A 22,350-nucleotide genomic window follows, 5' to 3' on the forward strand; every position below is an offset into this window, starting at 1 on the left:
GGCCCACCCCTGCCGTCAAGAACAGGCCCCTTATGCTCCGTGTTTTCCGTTGGCTTCTTCGTCTGTTGACAGGGCTTGTGGCCTTGGGCTTGCTGTGTCTGATCGGGGTTTACTACTTTCTGGAACGCTCGATCCCGGACTACAGCGAATCCTTCACGATTGCGGGCGTGTCCGCCCCGGTCGAGATTTTGCGCAACAATGACAACGTGCCGCATATCTTTGGCACAACCGACCCGGATGTGTATTTTGCGCTTGGTTTCGCCCATGCACAGGACCGCTTGTGGCAGATGACCATGCTGCGCCGCACGGCGCAGGGCCGGTTGTCCGAGGTCTTCGGCAACCGCACGCTCAAGATTGACGAGCTTTTGCGCCGCTACGACCTTTACACCCTGTCGCTTCAATCGGTCGAAGTGCAGGACGCGCTCACGCGCGCCGCGCTCGAGGCTTATGCCGCCGGGGTCAACGCCTGGATCGGTGAAATCAACAGCGGCGCCCGGGGCCGGGGCGCGCCGGAGTTCTTTTTCTTCTCCAACGAGATCGCCGCCTGGGCCCCTGCCGATTCCATCGCCATCCTCAAGCTGATGGCGCTGCAACTGTCGGGCCACCTTGAGGCCGAGGTGCTGCGCGCGCGCATGTCGATGCTGCTGCCAGAGGACCGGCTGCGCGATATCCTGCCCGATGATCCGGGCCAAGCCATCACCGCCCTGCCCGATTATGCCCGGCTGATGCCGGGGGTCACACCTTCCACCGCGCCGTTGCGCATGGCCACCACTGACCCGCTGTCGCCTTTCCCCCGGGTCGATCTGGCGGGGGCTTCCAACGCCTGGGCCGCCGTGCCGAACCGGTCGGCGGCGGGCGGCACCCTGCTGGCCAATGACCCGCATCTTGGCTTCACCGCGCCAACCACCTGGTATCTGGCCCGGCTGGAGCTGCAATCGGGTGGCGTCATCGGGGCCACCATTCCCGGCGTGCCCAGCATTCTGATCGGGCGGTCGGCGGCGGTGGGCTGGGGGCTGACCTCGTCTTACGTCGATGATCAGGATCTGGTCATGGAAAAGCTGAACCCCGCCAATACCGAGGAATATCAGACGGCTGAGGGGATGAAGCCCTTCACCACCCGCCGGTCGATCATTCAGGTGCGTGGCCAGCCCCCGGTGACCATCACCCTGCGCTGGTCGCAAGCCGGGCCGGTGCTGCCCGGGTCGCATTATGACCTCGCCTCCGTCACCCCGCCCGGCCATGTGGCGGCGCTGTCATGGACCGCGCTTTCGGGCGCCGATACCACCATGACCGCCGCCCTGCGGGTGATGCAGGCACGCAGTATCAACGATGCGATCGAGGCGGGGCGGTTGTTCGTGGCACCCGCGCAGAACCTGATGCTGGCCGATGCCAATGGCATCGCGATGCAGGTGATCGGCCATGTCCCGATGCGCGACGGCGCCCACCCGACGCTGGGCCGGATGCCTGCGCTTGGAACCGCTGCCGCCAGCCGCTGGCAGGGCACCATGCCCTATGACAGCAACCCGCGCGTCATCAACCCGACCAGCGGCATTTTGGGCAATACCAACAACAAGACGGTGGATCAGCCTTTCCCCGACCATCTGTCCTTCCTCTGGGGCGACACCCAACGCATCCAGCGCTGGCTGGCGCTGATGCAGACGCGCGAGGTTCACACACGTGAGAGTTTCATCGAGGCGCAGCTGGATACCGTATCCCCGACCGCGCGCGCCATCCTGCCGCTGATCGGGGCCGATCTGTGGTTCACCGGCGAAGCCGCCCCCGACGGCACGCCCGAACGTCTGCGCGAGCGGGCGCTGTCGCTCTTGGCCGAATGGAACGGCGAGATGAACGAACATCTGCCCGAACCGCTGATCTATCAGGCCTGGGTCCGGGCGCTGAATGACCGGCTGATCCGCGACGAGCTGGGGCCGCTGGCCGATACCATCACCCACCCCGATCCGGTGTTCATCGACCGGGTGTTCCGCAACACCGGCGGGGCTGGTATCTGGTGTGATGTGATCCAGTCGGCGGCGGTGGAAACCTGCGCCGATCTGGCCCGCATCGCGCTGGACGAGGCGCTGATCCAGCTGACCGCCACCTATGGTCCCAACCCCGAAAGCTGGCGCTGGGGCACCGCGCATGAGGCGACGCATGACCATCCGGTGATGGGCGAAGTGCCGTTCCTGAAATGGTTCGTCAACATCCGCCAATCCACCAGCGGCGATGACCACACCCTGATGCGCGGCCGCACCAAGGGCACCGGGCCGAACCCCTACCTCAACGTGCATGGCGCGGGCTATCGCGGGGTTTACGACTTTGCCGATCCGGACAGCTCGGTTTTCGTCATCGCCACCGGCCAGTCCGGCCACCCGCTGTCGCGCCATTACGACGATCTGGGTGAACGCTGGCGCCGCGGCGATTATGTGCCAATGAGCCTCGATCCGGGGCTGGCCCGCGCGGCGGCCGTCGGCAGCACCATGCTGACGCCGCCCTAAGCAGTTGCTGCGTTGGTCTTGCTGGCCAGCGTACCGTCGGGCCACATCCGGATCACCCGCCAGGCAATCACCGGCACCGCGCCAAGCGTCAGCACGGTGACCAGCACCCCCGCCAGCCCCCAGCCGTTGATCAGCAGCGCCGAGGCAAAGGCCGCCAGCGGAAAGGTGAAGGCCCCCCACAGTGGGGTGAACCCGGCCTGAATGATCCAGCGCCCAGAGACAGCAAGGGCCAGTGCAATTGCGCAGGCCAACAGGACCATCCCCTGCGCCAGCACGGTCATCCCCAGCAACCCGGCGACAGAGGCAAACAGGCTGGCCGGGGCCAGATGGATCGCCAGCAGTGGCCGCAGCGGCGCGGGCGGAATGCGCCGCAGCAACTGGCGCAGACTGATTCCCCAGATCGCCACCGCCACCGGTATCGTGCCCCACAAGATCCCGACGGCCAGCCGCTCCCACCCCAGCGGCACCGCCGCCAAGGCCCCCACGATCGACCCGACAAAGGCCAGATGCCAGACCGGCGTCACCACCCGCCCCTCGGCCGGCGCGCGCAGCAGGCTGCGGATCATCAGCACCGCCAGCACCGTCTGCACCACCAGCCCGAAGATCAACGCGCCCTTCGCCAGATCGGCCTGAAAGAACCCCAGAACGGTCGCGCAGGCCAGACTGCCAACCGAAGCGGCGGCCAGCCCGGCCCGCCCGGGCAGGGTCCGCAGATCTTCGCCCACCACTGCGGGGCGGCGGGCGATCTTGGTTCCATAGGCCACCGCACAAAACAGCCACAGCCCCAGTGCCAGCCCCATCACCAGATCGGCGGGGCCCTGCGGCAGCTGCACCTCGATCAGCGCGCGTTTCAGCGCCAGCGACAGGCCCAGCACCCCGAACACCACCGCAAACACCGCAGGCGGCATCCGCGCAAACAGCGGCAGCTTGCGCGGCGGAAATTCCGGCGGCGGAAACTTTGGCGGCATTCGCTGGCGGCGGGGGCGGGTGGAACTGGTAGGCATCAAGCACACTCCTGTTGGTTCAATGACTAAGCGTATAAGTGCAACCGTTGCAAGCGCGCCCCGGTCCCCGCGTTACCCCGGCAGCACCAGACAGGTCGCCCCCAGCCGGTGCAGCGCAGCCCCGCTGCCCAGCTTGAACCGTGCAAGGCCCATGGCCTCTTCGGTGTTGATGTCGCCCAGATCCAGCACCGTCACCCCTTCGGCGCGCAGCGCAAGTGCCGCCTGCCACAGCAGCACCCGGTGCGCCCCCGCCGCACGGGCGGCGGCATCGGCATGGCCCAGATGATAGGTTGCCCAGTCGCCGTGGCGGACAAAGCACATCATCGCCGCAGCCCGCCCGCCCTGCCGCCACTGCCACAGCCGCAAGGCACTTGCCGGCAGCGCCTGCGTGAACGCCCCCGGCAGCGCGCGATAGCCCCGCGCCTGCCGCTGCACGCCTTCGGCGGCGATCAGCGCGGGCAGCGTGCGCAGCGGGGCCGCAATCGCCCGCACCCCGTGCCGTTCCGCCGCCCCCAATGCAGTGCGCCATTTGCCTGTCATCCCGGCGCGAAGATCCTCCGGGCCGGGGCGCAGATCCCACAGCGCCACATGGCGTGGCGTCATCAGGGGGACGATCCCCAGCCCGCGCACGCCCTGCTCTGGCAAAACCACCAGCGCGGCCCGCCGTTCGAATGCCGTCTGGCGCGCCAGACGGCGCAGCGCCCGCCGCGGCAACCCGGGCTCCACCGCATCCGCCCAGACCGGCCCGCGCAAGGCAACCGCCAGCCCAGCCCGGCGCATCACCTGCACCCGAGCCAGCACCTGCCCCTCTGCCCGCAACTCGGCCCGCGCGATCCGCCCGCCACAGGCCCCCACCGCGCAAGCATAGGCGGCACTTTGCTGCAAAGCGCCGGTTGCCGGAAAGTCTTCACAATCCCAATGCCAGTTCATTGCGCCGTTAACGCATATGAAACTGAATCATCATTTAACACCGGCATGCCACAGCCAAAGATCACCCCCCGCCTCGCCCCTGCCCCGCGCCTGACACTCTGGGTGCCCGGCCTTCTGGCTTCGGGTCTCGGGCTGGTGTTTCTGGCCGTGCTGGCGCTGGTGCCATAGCAAAAGGCCCCCGCTTTCGCAGGGGCCTTTGGTCAGGGGTCAGACGCTACCGGTACAGCAGGCTGATGCCGTTAGCGAACAGATGCACCTTTGCAGGCTCTGCCCCCAGCGCCACCGTGGTCCGCCGCACATCGGTATGGATGCCGGGCAGCTTGGCCACCACCTGCGCATCGCTGCCTGCGCGCTTGAAATACAAAAGTGTGACTTCACCCAACGCCTCGGTGATCTCGACCTCACCTGAAAAGATCGGTGTGCCGGTGGTGGCCAGCAGATCCTCGGGGCGCACCCCGATGTTGACCTTCATCCCCATGTCGGCAGCCAGTGTCGGCACGTTTGATACCGCCTCGCCACCATTTTCCAGCCGCACCCGGGTTTGCGCACCGGTGCCCACAACCTCGCCCGCCATCAGGTTCATCGCCGGGCTGCCGATGAACTGTGCCACGAATTCATTCTGCGGCCGTTCATACAATTCCAGCGGCGTGCCAACCTGGCTGATCCCGCCCCCGGCCAGCACCACAATGCGCGTGGCCAGCGTCATCGCCTCAACCTGATCGTGGGTCACATAGATCATGGTGGAATTGGGCATTGATTCCTTCAGCTGCGCAATCTCCAGCCGCGTCGCCACCCGCAAGGCGGCGTCGAGGTTGGACAGCGGTTCGTCAAACAGGTAGACCTTGGGGTCGCGTACGATGCTGCGCCCGATCGCCACCCGCTGCCGCTGCCCGCCCGACAGCGCCTTTGGCAGACGGTCCAGATAGGGTTCCAGCTGCAGGATCTTTGCCGCCTTGGCCACCGCCGCATCAATCTCGGCCTGAGACTTCTTGGCGATCTTCAGCGCAAAGCTCATGTTGTCGCGCACGGTCATATGCGGATAGAGCGCGTATGACTGGAACACCATCGCGATGCCGCGCTGTGCGGGCGGCACCTCGTTCATCCGGTCGCCGTCGATTGTGAAATCGCCACCGGAGATCTTTTCCAACCCCGCAATCATCCGCAGCAGCGTCGACTTTCCGCAGCCCGACGGGCCCACGAAAACGATCAGCTCACCCGTCTTGATATCAAGATTGATGTTCGACAGAACCGTGACCTCGCCATAAGCCTTTGCCACATTTGTCAGTTTCAACTCGGCCATGTCCAGGCTCCCCTCCCTTATTCTTTCCGCATCAAACAGAAACCCCAGGCACCCAGCGTCACCTCGCCTCCCATGGCGGCGGTGGCGCCCAGATCGCCGCCAATCGCCGCCCAGCTGCCCTCGGGCAGTCTGACATGCGCCTGTTCGGCCCCCAGATTGAAGGCGCAGAAGATTTCTTCCTCGCCCACCCGCCGGAACGAGGCCAGATCGCCATCGGCCACCAGCGCCGTCAGATCGCCAAAGCGGAGCACCTCATGCGCGCGGCGCAGGGCCAGCGCCCGGCGGTAATGGTTCAGCATCGAGGCAGGGTCAGCATCCTGAGTGCTGACCGCCCGGTGCAGATGCGGCGCTTTCACCGGCAACCAGGGGTTGCCTTCGGAAAACCCGCCATTGGCATTGTCGGCCAGCCAGGTCATCGGCGTGCGCGCGCCGTCACGGCCCTTGAATTCGGGCCAGAACTCGATGCCGTAAGGGTCGCGCAGTTCCTCAAAGTCGATGTCCGCCTCTGGCAGGCCCAGCTCTTCGCCCTGATACAGGCACAAAGACCCGCGCAGGCACATCAGCAGTACCGTGTAAGTCCTTGCCGCCGCATCGGAAAGCTCCCACCGCGTGATATGACGCACGGTGTCATGGTTGGAATAGGCCCAGCAGGGCCAGGCATCGGGGGCCACAGCATTCATCCGCGCAAAGGTGTCGTGCAGCAGATCTGCCGTAAGCCGTGTGGGCTGCAGCATCTCGAACGGGTAGCACATCTGCACCTTGTCATTGCCGCTGGTATATTCGGCCATAATCTCAAGGCCCCGCTGCGCATCGCCGACCTCACCCACCGCCGCCGCACCGTAGGGGTTCAGAACTTCCCGGAATTTGCGCAGGAATTCAAGGTTTTCCGGCTGATTCTTGTCAAACAGGTGCAGCTGGTGGTTATACGGGTTCACGCCCGGCGCGATGCTGTCATTGCGAAGCTCTTTGGGCAGCGCAGGATTGTCGCGCAAGTACTTGTCGGCAAAGTAGAAGTTTATGGTGTCCAGCCGGAAGCCATGCACGCCCCGCTGCAACCAGAACCGCACCACATCCAGCAGCGCCTCCTGCACCGGTTCATGGTGCAGGTTCAGGTCGGGCTGGCTGGTCAGAAAATTGTGCAGGTAATATTGCTCGCGCCGCGCATCCCACTGCCAGCTTGAGCCGCCAAAGATCGCCAGCCAGTTGTTGGGCGGCGTGCCATCGCCCTTCGGCTCGGCCCAGACATACCAGTCGGCGCGTGGGTTTGTGCGGTCGCGGCGGCTTTCCTTGAACCATGGATGCTGGTCGCTGGTGTGCGACAACACCAGATCGATCATCACCTTCAGCCCCAGTTCGCGCGCCCGCGCCATGAGCGCGTCGAAATCCGACAGGGTGCCGAACATCGGGTCAACGTCGCAGTAATCGCTGACGTCATAGCCAAAGTCTTTCATCGGGCTGGTGAAGAACGGGCTGATCCAGATCGCATCGGCCCCAAGGCTGGCGATATGGTCCAGCCGCGCGGTGATGCCTTTCAGATCGCCGATACCGTCGCCATTGCTGTCTTGAAAGCTGCGCGGGTAGATCTGATAGATCACCGCCCCGCGCCACCAATTGGCATCGGTGCCGATCACGATTTGGTCTTGTTTCGCCATAAGTCTCTCACTTCACCGAGCCGGCCAGCAGGCCGCGCACCAGATATTTCTGCATCGCAAAGAACACCAGCAAAGGCACGGCAATACTGATGAACGCCGCCGTTGCCAGAATCTCCCAATTGCCGCCGCGCGTGCCCAGAAGTTCAACGATCTGCTTGGTCATCACCGTGGTTTCTCCGCTCGAATCGATCAGGAACACCAGGGACACCAGCAGGTCATTCCAGGTCCACAGGAACTGGAAGATGGCGAAGGACGCGAGCGCCGGGAAGGACAGCGGCAGAATGATCCGGGTGAAAATCTGGAAATCCGACGCGCCATCGACCTTGGCACATTCGATGATGTCGCGCGGCAACCCGACCATGTAATTTCGCAAAAGATATATCGCCAAGGGTAGCCCGAACCCAGTATGCGCCAGCCAGGTGCCCAGATAACCCTTGCCGATGCCAATTTCGTTGTGCAGCTTCAACAGCGGGATCAGCGCCAGTTGCAGCGGCACCACCAACAGCCCGACAATCGCCGCAATTAGCAGCGCGCGGCCGGGAAAATCCATCCATGCCAAGGCATAGGCGGCGAAAGCTGCCACCACGATCGGGATGATGGTGGCCGGAATCGTCACCGTCAGCGTGTTGAAGAACGCCTTCGACATGCCATCGGTGTTGCTGGGTTCAAACAGGATGGCGCGGTAGTTCTGCAGCGTGAACTCCGGCGGCGTCGCAGCCGTGCTGAAGATGCGCGGCAGCCGGGTGCCTTCGGTGGTCACCGGGCTGGACAGCACATAGGCCCCGTCTTCGGCCACGCTCAGCGTGACGCCATCGCCCAGGTCCACCACGTCACCCGGCACGTTTGCCGTCGGCGCGGTCGATGTGGTGCCCCATGCCGACACTTCCGCATTGGTGGCGGTAAACAACCGCCCCTCAATCACAAACCGCCCGTCCACCTCGACCTCTGCGCCGCCCACACGGATAGCAGGAGCCTGCCGTTCCTGCGTCGACAGCGCCGACCACCAGCCGGAGGTCGCGATCTGATCCGCCGTGCGGAAGGAGGATACGAACAGCCCCAGTGTCGGGAACAGCCACAAGGCCACCAGCACCGCCATCGAGATATGCACCGCCCAGGTTAGCCCGGATTTCTGGCCCACTACGTTATCCATGTTCAGCGCATCTCCTTGCGGGCGTTGTAGACGTTCCAGATCAGGATCGGCGTCACCAAAAGCATGATCACCATCGCCGATGCCGACCCCACGCCCCAGTCATTGGCGCGAAACAGCTTGTCATACATGTAATTGGCCAGAACCTGCGTTTCCCACTGGCCGTTCGACATGGCATACACGATGTCGAAGACCTTGAGCACAACGATGGTGATCGTGGTCCAGACCACCACGATGGTGCCCATGATCTGCGGCACCTTGATCTTGAAGAAAATCTGAAACGGGTTGGCCCCATCCACAATCGCGGCCTCGATGGTATCTTCTGGCACGCCACGCAAGGCGGCAGACAGGATGACCATGGCAAAGCCGGTCTGAATCCAGACCAGCACGATCATCAGGAAGAACGAGTTCCAGAACGGAATCGTCAGCCAAGTCTGCGGCACGCCATAAGGCAGGTCTGCGCCGATCAGGCCAATGGCCCCGCGCAACGTGACCCAGATCAGCCAGACCGCGACCAGAACACCCAAAATCCGCAGCGGAACCATCCCCGCCGCTGCCCCCGACGGCCTGACCACCGGACGCAGCAGCAGCCAGGCCACCAGCCCGACCGCAAAGGCAAAGCCCAGCAGCCCCAACACCGGCACGATCTTTAGAAACAGCACCGAGGCAGGCCCGCCGTCAAACGCCAGCCAGACCGCATTCATGATGCCGATCTGCTCCTGATCGGCTGGCCGCGTGTCATAGACCAGCTTCCAGATCACGGCGGCACCCACAAAGGAAATCGCCATCGGCATGAAGATCAGCGACTTGGCCAGGTTCCCCCAGCGGATGCGGTCCGACAGTTGTGCCGCCAGCAGGCCAAAGGCGGTCGACATCGCGGGCACCACGATCAACCACAGCATGTTGTTGCGCAGGGCTTCCCAGAATTTCGGCTCGCCCGACATTTTGACGTAATTGTCAAACCCGACCCAGACATAGCCACCGCCCGGCACCCTTTGGGTCAGCGACAGCCGCAAGGTCTCCACCACCGGATAGGCCAGATACACCGACAGCGCGATCAGCGCCGGGGCAAGGAACAGCCAGGGCCGGATCATATTGGCGCGGTTTATGTTGCGCCCGGCCTTCGGGCCGGATGCCGGATACAGCACCTTGTCCAGAAACAGGTTGGAAAAATAGAAATAGGCGACGCAACCGCCGACCCCGATGATGATGGTGATCAACCCCTGAAGTGCCGGTGACATGGCGCCTCAACCTCCCCCTTGGTAATGTCCGGATCTGTGGCCGGTGTTCCCGGCTCTGATGCTGTCTGTTTGCTGGCACGTCAGAAGAAAAACCCCGGCGACATCGCTGCCGCCGGGGCCATGTCACAGGTTACTGCAACCCGTCCCAGGATTGCTGGATCGCATCGGCCACGTCCTGCGCCGATTTGCCGCCCGCGTAATCGACCATCCCGGTCCAGAACGATCCGGCGCCCACGCCACCCGGCATCAGGTCAGACCCGTCAAAGCGGAAGGTGTCGGCCCCCAGCAGGATCTCGCCCATGCCTTTCAGGGTAGCATCGGCGTAAAGGTCGGTGTTCACGCCGGTGTGCGGCGTCAGGAATCCTGATTGCGCCATCCACACCTCATGTGCGACGGGCACTTTCAGCCAGTCGATGAACGCGCGTGCCGCCGGGCTGTCCTTGGTGATGCCAAACAGTGTGCCCGCCCCCAGAACCGGCTTGCCGAGGTCTTTTTCCGCATAGGCCGGGAAATAGAAGAAATCGGCGTCCACCCCCATTTCGGTGCCTTCGGGGAAGAACGACGGGATGAACGACGCCTGACGGTGCATCATGCACTGCGGCGGCGACGAGAACAGACCCTTCGGGCTGTCGCGGAAATCAGTGGTGGCCACAGCCCCCCGGCCCCCGGCGACACGGCCCTCTTCGATGAACCAGCCGAACTCTTCGATGGCGGCCACGACTTTGGGGTCGTTGAACTTCAGATCATTGCTGATCCAAGCATCGTAATCGGCGGGTGTATTGACCCGCAGCATCATGTCTTCCACCCAGTCGGTCGCCGGCCAGCCAGTGGCCCCGCCCGACCCCAGACCAACGCACCAGGGTGTGACGCCATCGGCCACCATCTGTTCGGTCAGGGCTTTCAGCTCTTCCATGGTTTCAGGAATTTCATACCCTGCATCCTCGAAATTCTCTGGGCTGAACCAGACCAGGGATTTCAGGTCGACCTTGTAGAAGAACCCGAACAGCGCGTCATTGCCATCGGGGCCGGTAAAGGTGGCCAGATCCACCCAGGACTGGCCCGCAGCGTAGTTTTCCTGAAAGAACGTGGCGTCCGCCTCGGTCAGCGGGGCCACCTGCCCCAGACGCGCCAGATCGGCGGTAAGGCCGGGCTGCGGGAAGACCGAGATGTTCGCGGCAGAGCCTGCCTCGGCATCAATCCGCACCTGGGTCTCGAAGCTGTCTGACCCGACGTATTTCACGTCCACGCCGGTTGCCGCCTCGAAATAGGCCAGCATCGACTCGACCAGTTCCTGATCCGGCCCCAGCCATGGCCCGGCAATCGTCAGTTCCTGCCCGCCCAGATCGCCGTGGGCGGCCTTGAACGCCTCATACGAGGCCCAGTTGAAGGCGCCTTCGCCGATTGGAAATTTCAGGTCTTGCGCAAGCGCACCGCCTGCCACCATGCTCAGCGCCGCGACGCTGACGGTCATTTTCAAATTCATCTACAGTCCTCCCGGAAGACCCCGCCCATTCGCGAGGCGTTGTGCCAACAGCGGTCAAATACGACCGAAAAGAATCGCCCCAAACCGCTTTGGATACCGCACCTTTGCCCAAGGCCCCGCACCTGTCAATCAGATGTGCCTGTTGCCGATGCAAAGTGCCGGTTTTGCAGGCGCAGCATGGGCCTGAAACGATTACGCCCCTAACGCTTTACCTTTGACCTCTCTGCCCCGGCTGTCTAAGATCGGCCCCGATTGAAACCGTTTTGGGTACAGCCGCCGCGATGAACCTCAAGGAACTTGCCTCAAGGCTGGGCCTGTCGCCCACCACCGTAAGCCGCGCGCTGAACGGCTACCCAGAGGTGAATGAGGCCACCCGTGAACGCGTGATGGCCGCCGCAAAGCGCCACAACTACCACCCCAACACCCGGGCCATCCGTCTGGCGACCGGGCGGGCGATGGCGGTGGGGCATGTGATTCCGGTCGCCACACGGCATGAAATCGTCAACCCGGTGTTTGCCGATTTCATCGCCGGGGCGGGCGAAACCTACAGCCGCAACGATTATGACATGGTGCTGTCGGTGGTGCCCGACGATCAGGAAGAAGCCACCTATCGCGGCATGAAATCCAAGGGCAATGTCGATGGCGTGATTGTACATGCGCCCAAGCTGAACGACCCGCGCATCGCCCTTCTGCATGATGTGGGCCTGCCCTTCGTGGTGCATGGCCGCGCCACCGGGGCCACGCTGCCCTACAGCTGGCTCGATGTGAACAACCGCCGCGCCTTTCAGCGTGCCGCCGAATTCCTGCTCGATCTGGGCCACACCCGCATCGCGCTGGTCAACGGGCTGGAGTTCATGGATTTCGCCATCCGCCGCCGCACCGGATATGAGGCTGCGTTGTCGGCCCGCGGCATCGCGCCTGATCCGGCGCTGATGTCGTCGGATGAGATGACAGAAATCGCCGGTCACCGCGCCGCGCGCCGGATGCTGGCGCTGCCCGACCGCCCCACCGCCTTTCTGGTCGCCTCGATGATCTCTGGCATGGGTGTGCGTCGCGCGCTGGAAGAGGCGGGGTTGCAGATGGGCCGCGATATCTCGGTCATCATCCATGACGATGACCTGAGCTATATGAAGAATGGTGATGATGTGCCGATCTTCACTGCCACCCGGTCATCGGTGCGCGATGCCGGGCGGATGGCTGCGGAAATGCTGCTGGATCTTATCGCCAACCCCGGCCCGGACCAGCAACGCCTGCTGGAGGCAGAGCTGATCATGGGCCAATCCACCGGCCCCTGCCCCAGACCCTGATCCGGGGGCCTGACACTTAAGATCTTACCTGAAAGTCCTGCCCCATGCCTCTGTCGCGCTTTGATTTTCCACCGGATTTCCTGTTCGGTGCCGCCACCGCCGCCTATCAGATCGAAGGGGCAGGTTTCGGTGGCTGTGGCCCCAGCCATTGGGACACATTCGCCGCCACCCCCGGCAATGTGGTGCGCGCCGAAGACGGATCAAAAGCCTGCGACCATTACCACCAATGGCCCGACGACCTTGATCTGATCCGCGCCGCCAATATGGATGCCTACCGCTTTTCCACCTCATGGGCGCGGGTGATGCCGGATGGGGTGACGGTGAACCCGGAAGGCATGGATTTCTACGACCGGCTGGTCGATGGCATGCTGGCGCGCGGCCTCAAACCGTTCCAGACTCTGTACCATTGGGAACTGCCCTCGGCGCTGGCCGACAAAGGCGGCTGGACCAACCGCGACACCTGCCTGCGCTTTGTCGATTTCGCGCAAGCCATCACCGAACGCCTTGGCGACCGCGTGGCATCGATCGCCACCATCAACGAGCCGTGGTGCGTCGCCTGGCTGTCGCATTTCATCGGGGCCCATGCGCCCGGCCTGCGCGACATCCGCGCGGCCGCCCGCGCCATGCACCACATCCTGCTGGCGCATGGCATGGCGGTGGACCGGCTGCGCGGGATGGGGCAGCAAAACCTCGGCATCGTGCTGAACTTCGATTATGCCAAAGCCGCGACCGACAGCGCGCAAGACCAACAGGCCGCCGCCCGCTGGGACGGCATCTTCAACCGCTGGTTCATCGAGGGGATCACCCGGCAAGCCTACCCCGACATCGTGCTGGAAGGTCTGGCCTCCCATATGCCCGACCGCTGGCAGGATGACATGCCGGTCATTGGCCAAAAGCTCGACTGGCTTGGCGTCAACTACTACACCCGCCATCTGCATGCGCATGACCCTGCAGCCCCATGGCCACACCTGCGCCATGTGCCGGGGCCGCTGCCGAAAACCCAGATGGGGTGGGAGATCTACCCCGAAGGCCTGCACCATTTCCTGACCTGTCTGGCGCGCGATCATGTCGGCAACCTGCCGCTTTATGTCACCGAAAACGGCATGGCCAATGCCGATACGCTGGCAGACGGCACCGTTACCGACCAGATCCGCGAAGACTTTCTCTTCGCCCATCTTGCCGCCACCAGGCGCGCCATTGCAGATGGGGCCAATGTGCAGGGCTTCTTCTACTGGTCGCTTCTGGACAATTACGAATGGGCCGAAGGGTATGAAAAGCGCTTCGGCCTGGTCCATGTCGATTTCGACAGCTTGGCAAGGACACCCAAAGCCTCGTATCACGCACTGGCCCGGGCACTGGCCCGCAACGACTAGGACGCCGCCCATGACGCTTTCCCTTCTTGCCGATATCGGAGGCACCAACACCCGCGTGGCGCTGGCCGATGGCCCGCACGTGCTGCCCGACTCGGTCGCGCGCTTTGCCAATGCCGCGTATCAGGCGCGGGGTCAGGACATTGCCGATATCCTGTCCGATTACCTGAAAACCAGCGGCCAGACCGTGTCGGGTGTCTGTGTCGCTGCCGCAGGTCCGGTGCAGGACGGGGTGGCACAAATGACCAACCTGCATTGGGTGATTGACGCCGCCAAACTGCGCGCCGCCACCGGGGCCGCGCACACCGCCATCCTGAATGATCTGCAGGCGCAGGGTCAGGCATTGGGCCACATCGCGCCCGCAAAGCTGCGCCCGGTCACCGATGGCCCGAAAGCTCCGGGCGCCATGCTGGTGGTGGGCCTTGGCACCGGCGTCAACGCGGCCCCGGTCCATGGCAGTGGTGCTGCGCGCATCGTGCCGCCGTCCGAATGCGGCCATGTCAACATGCCGGTCCGCTGTGAAGAAGACCTGACGCTCATGCGCTTTGTCGAAGCCCGCCTCGCAGAACAGGGAGAGGTCGCGCATTGCGGCGTGGAAGAGGTGCTGTCAGGCCGCGGCCTGATCAACCTGCACGCCTTTGCCGCCGCGCAAGCGCAGCACCCCGCCGCCACCACATCGGCACAGGTTTTTGACGATCTTGACAAGGACCACCCGACAGCCACCCATGCCGCCACTCTCTACACCCGCATCCTTGCCCAAACCCTTGCCGATCTGGCACTGATCCACCTGCCCTACGCCGGCATCTACCTGATCGGCGGCATGGCCCGCGCCATGGCCCCGCATTTCGCAAGGCTGGGCCTGAGCGAACAGTTCCGTGAAACCCGCCGGGTGGATCTGCTTCAGAACGACTTCTCGATCACGGTTGTCGAGGATGATTTCGCCGCCCTCACCGGCTGCGCCGCCTACCTGCACGCCCAAGTCACCTGACCGCGCGCACGGCACCCTGCCCTCTGACCAATAAACAATGCGGCCCCTCTTGGGGGCCGCGCTATAAGATCACCCCGGCAACCGCGTGCGCAGGAATTGCAAGGCCACGCCCAGGCCGTCGGGCGCAATGCCATGCCCGGTGCCTTCCATCACATGGCCGAACACCTCGAACCCCGCGCCCAGCAGCGCGTCACCGGCCAGCGACATGTCGGCAAAAGGCACCACCGGGTCTTGATCGCCATGGATCAGCAGCACCGGCGGTTTTGCCACCGCCTCGGCCGCCAGCAATTCGGGCACCAGCAACCGGCCCGAAATCGCGACCACACCTGCCACGGGAACCGTGCGACGCGGGGCGATGTGCAGGCTCATCATCGCGCCTTGGCTGAACCCCACCAGCGCCAGCGCCTCCGGCCCGATGCCCTCATCCGCCATGATCCGGTCCACAAACCCGTTCAGATCCACCGCCGCGCGCAGCAGCCCCTCACGGCTGTCCGCCTCGCTTGACCCGTCGAGCCACGGGATGGAAAACCACTGCCGCCCAAAGCTGTGGCCCGGCGTGGTCTCTGGCGCGTCGGGCGCGTAGAAGGCGGTGTCCGGCAGATGCGGCGCCAGCGGGTCGGCCAGACCCAGAAGGTCCGCGCCATTGGCACCGTAGCCATGCACAAAGACCACCACGCTTGTCGCACGTCCCGGTGCCGCCCCCCGCCGTGCCGATTGCAGTTCCCGCATCACATTACCCCTTCGCGTGCCTTTGCGACGCGGTAATAGGCCCAAAGCACCCGTGCCGCAACCGACCGCCACGGGCTCCACGCCCCGGCCATCGCGCGCAGCGCTTTTTCCCCGGGCCGCGCCTCCAGACCATAAAGCACCCTTGCGGCTTCCTGTAGCGCCAGATCGCCGGGGGCAAACACATCGGCCCGCCCCAGCGCGAACATCGCATAGATCTCGGCGGTCCACGTCCCGATGCCCGGCACCGCCACCAGTGTGGCGATCACCTGATCATCGGGCACCTCGCGCAGGGCATCGAAATCAATCCCCGCCCGCGCCAGAGCCTGCCCATAGCGTGCCTTCTGCCGCGACAGGCCCACGGCCCGCAGCGCCTCTTCCCCGGCATCGGCCATCGCCGCCGCGTCTGTCAGCCCCGCCGCGTCGAGCCGTGCCCAGATCGCGCGGGCTGACGCGACCGACACCTGCTGCGACACGATGGCCGACAACAGCGCTGCAAACCCATCCGCCTGCCGCCGCAGCGGCAAAGGCCCGCACAGGGCCATGGCCTGCGCCATCCGCGCATCGTGCGCGGCCAGCCACGCGGCCCCTTCGGCCACGCAGGCATCGCTCAGAATGATCCGTCCCACCATGGGGCCACCCTGCCCCGCCGCGCCCGCACAGGCAACCCGGACCTTGCGCCAAATCGCCTCTTGCCCGGCCCGGCCAAACCCCCTACCGCTTGGGCATCATGACCCAGGATGCCCTCGCCCGCCGCAATGTTTTCGTCCTTGTCGCGGCGCAGGCCGTGCTGGGGGCGCAGATGCCGATGATCTTCACCATCGCCGGATTGGCGGGGCAAAGCCTTGCGCCCAATGCCTGCTGGGCCACCCTGCCGATCACGCTGACCGTCATCGGCTCGATGCTGACCGCCACCCCGATTTCCGCCTTCATGCAGCGCTATGGCCGCCGGGCCGGCTTTGTCGCGGGTGCGCTTGGCGGTGCGCTTGGCGCGGCCATCGGGGCGTATGGGCTGATGACCGGCAGTTTCGTGCTGTTCTGCATCGGCGGCCTGTTCACCGGCATCTATATGAGCGCGCAGGGCTTTTACCGCTTTGCCGCCGCCGATACGGCATCCGATTCCTTCCGGCCCAAGGCGATTTCATGGGTGATGGCCGGGGGGCTGCTGTCTGCCGTCCTTGGCCCGCAGCTGGTGAAGGCCACGGCCGAGGCGATGGTGGTGCCGTTCCTTGCGACATATCTGGCGGTGATCGGGCTGAACCTTGTGGGCATGTTCCTGTTTCTCGGCCTGTCGATCCCGAAACCCAAACCCCCCGCCGCCGGTGCCCCCATGGGCCGCACGCGCGGGGAGTTGATCCGCAACCCGACCATTGCGGTCGCCATGATCTGCGCAACAGTCTCCTATGCGCTGATGAATCTGGTGATGACCTCATCCCCGCTGGCCGTCGTCGGCTGCGGGTTTGAAACCGGGGACGCGGCCGATGTGGTCACCGCCCATGTGCTGGCGATGTATGCCCCCAGCTTCATCACCGGCCATGTCATCGCGCGCTTCGGGGTCGAACGGGTGATCGCCCTTGGCCTGATCATCCTTGCCGGGTCCGGTGCGGTGGCAATGTCGGGGGTAGAGCTGGAGAATTTCTTCGTCGCACTGATCCTGCTGGGGGTGGGCTGGAACTTCGGCTTCATCGGTGCCACCACCATGCTGACCTCTGCCCAACGGCCCGAAGAGCGCGGGCGGCTGCAGGGGTTGAACGATCTGATCATCTTTGGCGGCGTGTCGGTCGCCAGCTTTGCCTCGGGCGGGTTGATGAACTGTTCGGGCGGGTCGGTGCAGGCCGGGTGGCAATTGGTCAACATGGCGATGCTGCCGTTTCTGGTGGCGGCAGGCGGGGCGCTGATCTGGTTGTGGCTGCGCCCGCGCGAGATGCGGGGCTGACAGCGCAGGCTGTGGGTTTGGAAAGCCTCCGGCGGGAGTATTTGGGGTCAGAACAGGCCCGTCGTTGCCTGCCAAAGCAACCGGCCACGACGCGCGAAGTCTGACAGCTGCAGCCGCCCCTCTGCCACCGCCGCCGGATCGCGGGCGGCCTGTTTCAGCAGACCTTCGGCCTGCCAGCCCGCCAGCAAGGCCGGACGCAGGGCGCGCGGCACCCCGGTGCGCCGCGCGGCATTCAGCCGGATCAGCCCGCGCAGCGCCAGTTGGCTGACCGCTTGCGACCGGCCATCAACCAGCGGCACCCGGCCCCTTGCAGCCAGCTCGGGGATCGCGCGCAGATAGCTGGCCAATGCCGAGGCCCAGCCATAAGCGCGCACGGGTTGCTCTGCTTCGGGCGCGGCGCCCAAGGCGCAGGCCGACAGCCACATCAGCCCGGCCCCGGTATCTTCCAGATAGGCATCCATCGCCGCCTGATCCTCGAACGGATCGCGGTAGATGTCCCAGCGCCGTGCCTCGATCATCCGGTCGAGCACATCCAGCGGCAAACCCGCTGACTGGATCAGATCATGCAGGGGCCGCGCCACCTCATGCGCGCGCGGCGTGGGCTCTGTGACCACATCACGCCACCATTGCAGCCGCATCTCGGCGATCATAGGCTCGGTGCTGACCCAAGGCGCGCGCGCGATTTCAAGGTTCAACGCATAGAGCGGCAACAGCCGCGCCCGCGCCGCAACCGGGGCCGCCATCACCGCAAGGAACCGGTCGGGGTCGCCACGCTGGACATTGGCGGCGCAGGCATCAAGGCTCATGCCGGGCGCACCACGCTGAGGTAATAGCCGTAGTCACCGCCATGGGTGCGCCACAGCTCGATCTCGGCCTGAGTGGCGTCCAGCACCTGTGCAAGGTCGGCATCCGCGCCGGGGCGCAGGGCCGCCACCCGGTCCGACAGCGGCCCGTAATACGCCTCCCAGGCCGCAGCCCCCAGCCAGCGCGCGCCAAGGATGCGGTAGCCCGCGCCCTCGATCCGCGCGATATGGCCCGGCAGATCCATCATGCCGGGATAATCCCGGTCCCAGAACGCGCGGGCAGCCGGGGCGGGGCGCGGGGTGCGCCACAGGCAATCGGAAAACGCCACCGCGCCCTGGGGCGTCAGATGGTCGCGCCAGGCCGCCAGCGCCGCCGTCACCCCGGGGCCGTAAGCCGCCCCCGCCGACCAGATCAGATCATAGGCCCCGTCCAGCACCAGCATATCACCGACCCGCGCCTCAACTTCCGGCTGCTCGGCCCGGATGCGGTCAATGAAGGGCGCATGCAGGTCCAGCCCCTCCAGCCGTGCAGCGGGGCGCTGTGCGCGCAGCAGCGCCAGATCGGCCCCCGGGCCGCAGCCCGCATCCAGAACCCGCGCCCGCGCGTGCGTTCTGGCCAGATCCAGCGCCCAGCCCAGCGACTCGGCATCGCCCGGTGCCTCACGCGGCAGGCCGGAATGCACGGTGAAAAACGCATCCTTCATTCCGCCGCCTCCCGCCCGGGCTGGCCCAAATCGCGGATCAGCTTCCACTGGATCGCATCCAGCAACGCCTCGAACGACGCATCCACGATGTTGGGGCTGACCCCCACGGTGGACCAGCGCCGCCCCTGAGCGTCTTCGGAATCGATGATGACCCGCGTCACCGCCTCGGTGCCGCCTTGCGTGATGCGCACCTTGAAATCGACCAGTTTCATGCTGTCGATACAGTCCTGATAAGGCCCCAGATCTTTCGCCAGTGCCTTGGCCAGCGCATTCACCGGGCCACGGTCGGTGCCGGTTTCGTCCATCGACTCGGACACCGACAGCATTTTGCGGTCGCCGATCTTGACCACGACCACGGCTTCCGACAGGCTGATCATCCGGTCATACTTGTTCTTGCGGCGTTCCACCGTCACCCGGTAGCGCTTGACCTCAAAGAACTGCGGGCATTGGCCCAAAGTGCGCCGCGCCAAGAGCTCAAAGCTGGCCTGCGCGCCGTCATAGGCATAGCCCTGATCCTCGCGCTCCTTCACCTGTTCAAGGATCTGCCCCAGCCGTGCATCTTTCGGGTCCACCACAATCCCCGCCTGCGCCAGCCGTGCGCGCAGGTTCGACTGGCCCGCCTGATTGCTCATCGGGATGATCCGTTCATTGCCGGTCACCCCCGGCGGCACGTGTTCATAGGTGGCAGGGTCTTTCAGGATGGCCGATGCGTGCAGCCCCGCCTTATGGGCAAAGGCGCTTGCCCCCACATAGGGGGCTGCCCGCAGCGGCACCCGGTTCAGGATGTCATCCAGCATCCGGCTGGTTTTGAGCAATCCGGCCATGGCGTCCTGCGTGACCCCGGTTTCAAACCGGCTGGCATAGGGCTCCTTGAGGAGCAACGTCGGGATCAACGACACAAGGTTGGCATTGCCGCACCGCTCGCCAAGCCCGTTCAGCGTGCCCTGCACCTGCCGCACCCCGGCATCCACCGCCGCCAGCGAACAGGCCACCGCCATGCCGGTATCGTCATGGCAATGAATGCCCAGCCGGTCGCCCGGAATGCCCGCGGCAATCACCTCGGCCACGACGCGGCCCACCTCCGCCGGCAAGGTGCCGCCATTGGTGTCGCACAGCACAATCCAGCGCGCCCCGGCGTCAAAGGCCGCACGCAGGCACTCAAGCGCATAGGCCGGGTTGGCGCGGTAGCCGTCAAAGAAATGCTCGGCGTCGAACAAAGCCTCACGCCCCTGCGCCACCACATGCGCGACAGACTCGGCAATGGCCGCGCGGTTTTCGGCCAGCGTGCAGCCAAGCGCGGTGGTCACATGAAACTCGTGGGTCTTGCCCACCAGACACACCGCGCGCGTGCCTGCATCCAGCACCAAGGCCAGCACATCGTCATTTCCGGCAGACCGCCCGACCCGCTTGGTCATGCCAAACGCCGTCATTACGGCTGCCGTTTTCGGTGCCGCGCTGAAAAACTCGGAATCCGTCGGGTTCGCCCCGGGCCAGCCGCCCTCTATGTAATCCACACCCAACTGGTCCAGCGCCTGCGCGATCATGACCTTCTCGGCCACCGAGAACTGCACCCCTTGCGTCTGCTGCCCGTCGCGCAGGGTGGTGTCGTAGAGGTAAAGGCGTTCACGGGTCATGTTTTGTCCTCAAAATTATATCCGCTTACTGCTAATTCATTCAAAATTCTTTCAATTGCCGACGAAACATAAGCATATGACATTGCTTCGTGCTGCATGGAGGTACCAGTGTCTGTCCTTAAAAAAGCATCTCCAAATATTTTAGCTTTCTCTTCAGCGGAGAGACTTCGAACCGCGCTAAAAAGTTCAAACATACCGATGCTCTCAATCCTGACGTGATCCCTTTCAAATCTTAGCTTAATTGCTTTTTTACCGAGCTCATTCTTAATTGCATCTATTGTTTCAAAGTTCTTTTCACTTTTTGCTGTCTGATATAGCTCCCAAAGCCGGCCCAGAGCCATCGACACTCTAGCATTCAACTCAAACTTTCCGACCCATCTCAATTCGTCCGTTAGAATGCCAATCTGTTGTCCAGTAGCCTTGAGTTCAGCAAATTTTTCTTGGTCATATAACTTGTGCAGACGCGCAATGACACCAGCCGTGTCTAGATCCAAGCAAAGCGACGTTATTGCTTCATCGTCAACAACGGCAGGAGCTATATCATTGGTCGCGAGTCGCCATTTCTTCAATATCTCAAGCGCATCATCTGCTTTTTCCTTGGTCCAATCCATCGGGCTACGATAATGCGTGCTCAGCAGCACAAACCGGATCACTTCCCCCGGCACCCCCTGCTCCAGCAAATCGCGCACCGTAAAGAAGTTACCCAAGGACTTGGACATCTTCTTGCCCTCCACCTGCAGCATCTCGTTGTGCAGCCAGTAGCGGGCGAACGCGCCATGTTCATGCGCGCAGGCGCTCTGGGCGATCTCATTCTCATGATGGGGGAACTGCAAGTCCAGCCCACCGCCGTGGATGTCGAAACTCTCGCCCAGCAGCTCATGGCTCATGGCCGAGCATTCGATGTGCCAGCCCGGACGCCCCCGGCTGACCACCCGGCCATCGACCACCGGGCCATCCCAGCCCGGCTCTTGCCCCGAAGATGGCTTCCACAGCACGAAATCCATCGGGTCTTCCTTGAACGGCGCCACTTCCACCCGCGCGCCCGCGATCATGTCATCGACTGATCGCCCCGACAGCGCGCCATAGTCCGCATAGGACCGCACCCGGAACAGCACATGGCCTTCGCGGGCGTAGGCATGGCCCTTGGCCACCAGCCCTTCGATCATCGCAACCATCGCGCCGATGAATTCCGTCGCGCGGGGGGCCGCACGATCTGTCACCTCGCCCCGGATCGACGGCCGCAGGGCGCCCAGAGCATCCATATCGGCATGATACCAGTCGATCGTTTCTTCGGTCCGCTGGCGGATCAGGTCTTCCAGCGTGCCCGCCGCCCCGGCCTGTTGGCGCCGCAACGCCTCGGCGTTGATCTTGTCATCCACATCCGTGAAGTTGCGCACGTAAGTCACATGCTCCGCCCCGTAGACATGCCGCAGCAGCCGGTAGAGCACATCAAACACCACCACAGGCCGCGCATTGCCCAGATGCGCGCGGTCATAAACGGTCGGTCCGCAGACATACATGCGCACATTTCCCGCATCCAGGGGCACAAACGCCTCCTTGCGGTGGGTCATTGAATTGGTCAGCCTGATCGTCACCATATCCGGTCCCCTTTGCACACAGCAGTCACCCT

19 protein-coding genes are annotated in these 22,350 nt (G+C 64.2%); 6 read left to right on the forward strand and 13 right to left on the reverse strand.

The genetic code is table 11. From position 1 onward, the window contains the following. Window positions 1-32 precede the first annotated feature (32 nt). Window positions 33-2,495: a penicillin acylase family protein gene (locus EEB11_RS00865; RefSeq protein WP_135428518.1), complete on the forward strand. Its 2,463-nt coding sequence runs from the start codon at window positions 33-35 to the stop codon at window positions 2,493-2,495. Here EEB11_RS00865 and EEB11_RS00870 read toward each other — a convergent pair. Together EEB11_RS00870 and EEB11_RS00875 are read right to left on the reverse strand one after the other, a co-directional pair. Next, window positions 2,492-3,499 (reverse strand): TDT family transporter, encoded by a 1,008-nt coding sequence (locus EEB11_RS00870; protein WP_245298719.1) that lies wholly within the window; start codon window positions 3,497-3,499, stop codon window positions 2,492-2,494. The two genes, EEB11_RS00865 and EEB11_RS00870, sit on opposite strands and share 4 nt — an antisense overlap. A 72-nt stretch (window positions 3,500-3,571) precedes the next feature. After that, the gene (locus EEB11_RS00875; protein WP_135428520.1) at window positions 3,572-4,429 is read right to left on the reverse strand and encodes a GNAT family N-acetyltransferase; all 858 of its coding nucleotides are present in this window, start codon (window positions 4,427-4,429) and stop codon (window positions 3,572-3,574) included. A 45-nt stretch (window positions 4,430-4,474) separates the two neighbouring features. Between EEB11_RS00875 and EEB11_RS20200 the strand changes: the two genes are divergently transcribed. Continuing rightward, complete coding sequence (locus EEB11_RS20200; RefSeq protein ID WP_256370731.1) at window positions 4,475-4,597, forward strand: hypothetical protein; 123 nt, start codon at window positions 4,475-4,477, stop codon at window positions 4,595-4,597. 46 nt (window positions 4,598-4,643) lie between these two features. Here EEB11_RS20200 and EEB11_RS00880 read toward each other — a convergent pair whose 3' ends face one another. The 5 genes from EEB11_RS00880 to EEB11_RS00900 all read right to left on the reverse strand — a co-directional run bounded on the left by EEB11_RS00880 (window position 4,644) and on the right by EEB11_RS00900 (window position 11,252). Next, window positions 4,644-5,729 carry an ABC transporter ATP-binding protein gene (locus EEB11_RS00880; protein ID WP_135428522.1) on the reverse strand — a complete coding sequence of 362 codons (1,086 nt, stop codon included), beginning with the start codon at window positions 5,727-5,729 and terminating at the stop codon, window positions 4,644-4,646. A gap of 17 nt (window positions 5,730-5,746) precedes the next feature. Beyond that, on the reverse strand, window positions 5,747-7,381 hold the full coding sequence (locus EEB11_RS00885) for an alpha-amylase family glycosyl hydrolase (protein WP_135428524.1): 1,635 nt from the start codon (window positions 7,379-7,381) through the stop codon (window positions 5,747-5,749). 7 nt (window positions 7,382-7,388) lie between these two features. After that, window positions 7,389-8,531: a carbohydrate ABC transporter permease gene (locus EEB11_RS00890; RefSeq protein WP_135428526.1), complete on the reverse strand. Its 1,143-nt coding sequence runs from the start codon at window positions 8,529-8,531 to the stop codon at window positions 7,389-7,391. Between the two features lie 2 nt (window positions 8,532-8,533). After that, window positions 8,534-9,769, reverse strand: coding sequence for a carbohydrate ABC transporter permease (locus EEB11_RS00895; RefSeq protein WP_135428528.1), 1,236 nt, complete (start codon window positions 9,767-9,769; stop codon window positions 8,534-8,536). Window positions 9,770-9,899: 130 nt separating this feature from the next. Then, entirely contained in the window at window positions 9,900-11,252 is a 1,353-nt protein-coding gene (locus tag EEB11_RS00900; RefSeq protein ID WP_135428529.1) for an ABC transporter substrate-binding protein, read from the reverse strand. 281 nt (window positions 11,253-11,533) lie between these two features. On the opposite strand from EEB11_RS00900, the gene EEB11_RS00905 reads away from it, so the two are divergent. From EEB11_RS00905 to EEB11_RS00915, 3 genes are read left to right on the forward strand one after another with little or no spacing between them, the layout of a single operon-like run. Continuing rightward, entirely contained in the window at window positions 11,534-12,559 is a 1,026-nt protein-coding gene (locus EEB11_RS00905) for a substrate-binding domain-containing protein (RefSeq protein ID WP_135428851.1), read from the forward strand. 44 nt (window positions 12,560-12,603) lie between these two features. Next, entirely contained in the window at window positions 12,604-13,932 is a 1,329-nt protein-coding gene (locus EEB11_RS00910; RefSeq protein WP_135428530.1) for a GH1 family beta-glucosidase, read from the forward strand. A gap of 10 nt (window positions 13,933-13,942) precedes the next feature. Further along, on the forward strand, window positions 13,943-14,917 hold the full coding sequence (locus EEB11_RS00915) for a glucokinase (RefSeq protein WP_135428531.1): 975 nt from the start codon (window positions 13,943-13,945) through the stop codon (window positions 14,915-14,917). 69 nt (window positions 14,918-14,986) lie between these two features. On the opposite strand, the gene EEB11_RS00920 is transcribed toward EEB11_RS00915, so the two are convergent. Further along, window positions 14,987-15,646 carry an alpha/beta hydrolase gene (locus EEB11_RS00920; RefSeq protein WP_435531087.1) on the reverse strand — a complete coding sequence of 220 codons (660 nt, stop codon included), beginning with the start codon at window positions 15,644-15,646 and terminating at the stop codon, window positions 14,987-14,989. After that, window positions 15,646-16,275, reverse strand: coding sequence for a DNA-3-methyladenine glycosylase family protein (locus tag EEB11_RS00925; protein WP_135428533.1), 630 nt, complete (start codon window positions 16,273-16,275; stop codon window positions 15,646-15,648). The genes EEB11_RS00920 and EEB11_RS00925 overlap by 1 nt, the downstream gene beginning before the upstream one ends. A 98-nt stretch (window positions 16,276-16,373) precedes the next feature. On the opposite strand from EEB11_RS00925, the gene EEB11_RS00930 reads away from it, so the two are divergent. Next, the gene (locus tag EEB11_RS00930) at window positions 16,374-17,579 is read left to right on the forward strand and encodes an MFS transporter (protein ID WP_135428535.1); all 1,206 of its coding nucleotides are present in this window, start codon (window positions 16,374-16,376) and stop codon (window positions 17,577-17,579) included. Between the two features lie 47 nt (window positions 17,580-17,626). Here EEB11_RS00930 and EEB11_RS00935 read toward each other — a convergent pair whose 3' ends face one another. The 4 genes from EEB11_RS00935 to cysS are packed head-to-tail and all read right to left on the reverse strand — an operon-like array spanning window position 17,627 to window position 22,318. Continuing rightward, window positions 17,627-18,385 (reverse strand): phytoene/squalene synthase family protein, encoded by a 759-nt coding sequence (locus tag EEB11_RS00935; protein WP_135428536.1) that lies wholly within the window; start codon window positions 18,383-18,385, stop codon window positions 17,627-17,629. Next, on the reverse strand, window positions 18,382-19,086 hold the full coding sequence (locus tag EEB11_RS00940; RefSeq protein ID WP_135428538.1) for a class I SAM-dependent methyltransferase: 705 nt from the start codon (window positions 19,084-19,086) through the stop codon (window positions 18,382-18,384). The genes EEB11_RS00935 and EEB11_RS00940 overlap by 4 nt, the downstream gene beginning before the upstream one ends. Beyond that, window positions 19,083-20,720, reverse strand: a complete 1,638-nt coding sequence (gene cimA / locus EEB11_RS00945) for a citramalate synthase (RefSeq protein ID WP_135428540.1) — start codon at window positions 20,718-20,720, stop codon at window positions 19,083-19,085. The genes EEB11_RS00940 and cimA overlap by 4 nt, the downstream gene beginning before the upstream one ends. Continuing rightward, a complete protein-coding gene (gene cysS, locus EEB11_RS00950; RefSeq protein ID WP_135428542.1) occupies window positions 20,717-22,318 on the reverse strand; it encodes a cysteine--tRNA ligase in 1,602 nt (533 codons plus the stop codon). Before cysS ends, cimA begins: the two co-directional genes overlap by 4 nt. Between the last annotated feature and the right edge of the window lie 32 nt (window positions 22,319-22,350).

It is taken from the genome of Pseudotabrizicola sediminis, from assembly GCF_004745575.1.
In the GTDB taxonomy this organism is placed as follows: domain Bacteria; phylum Pseudomonadota; class Alphaproteobacteria; order Rhodobacterales; family Rhodobacteraceae; genus Pseudotabrizicola; species Pseudotabrizicola sediminis.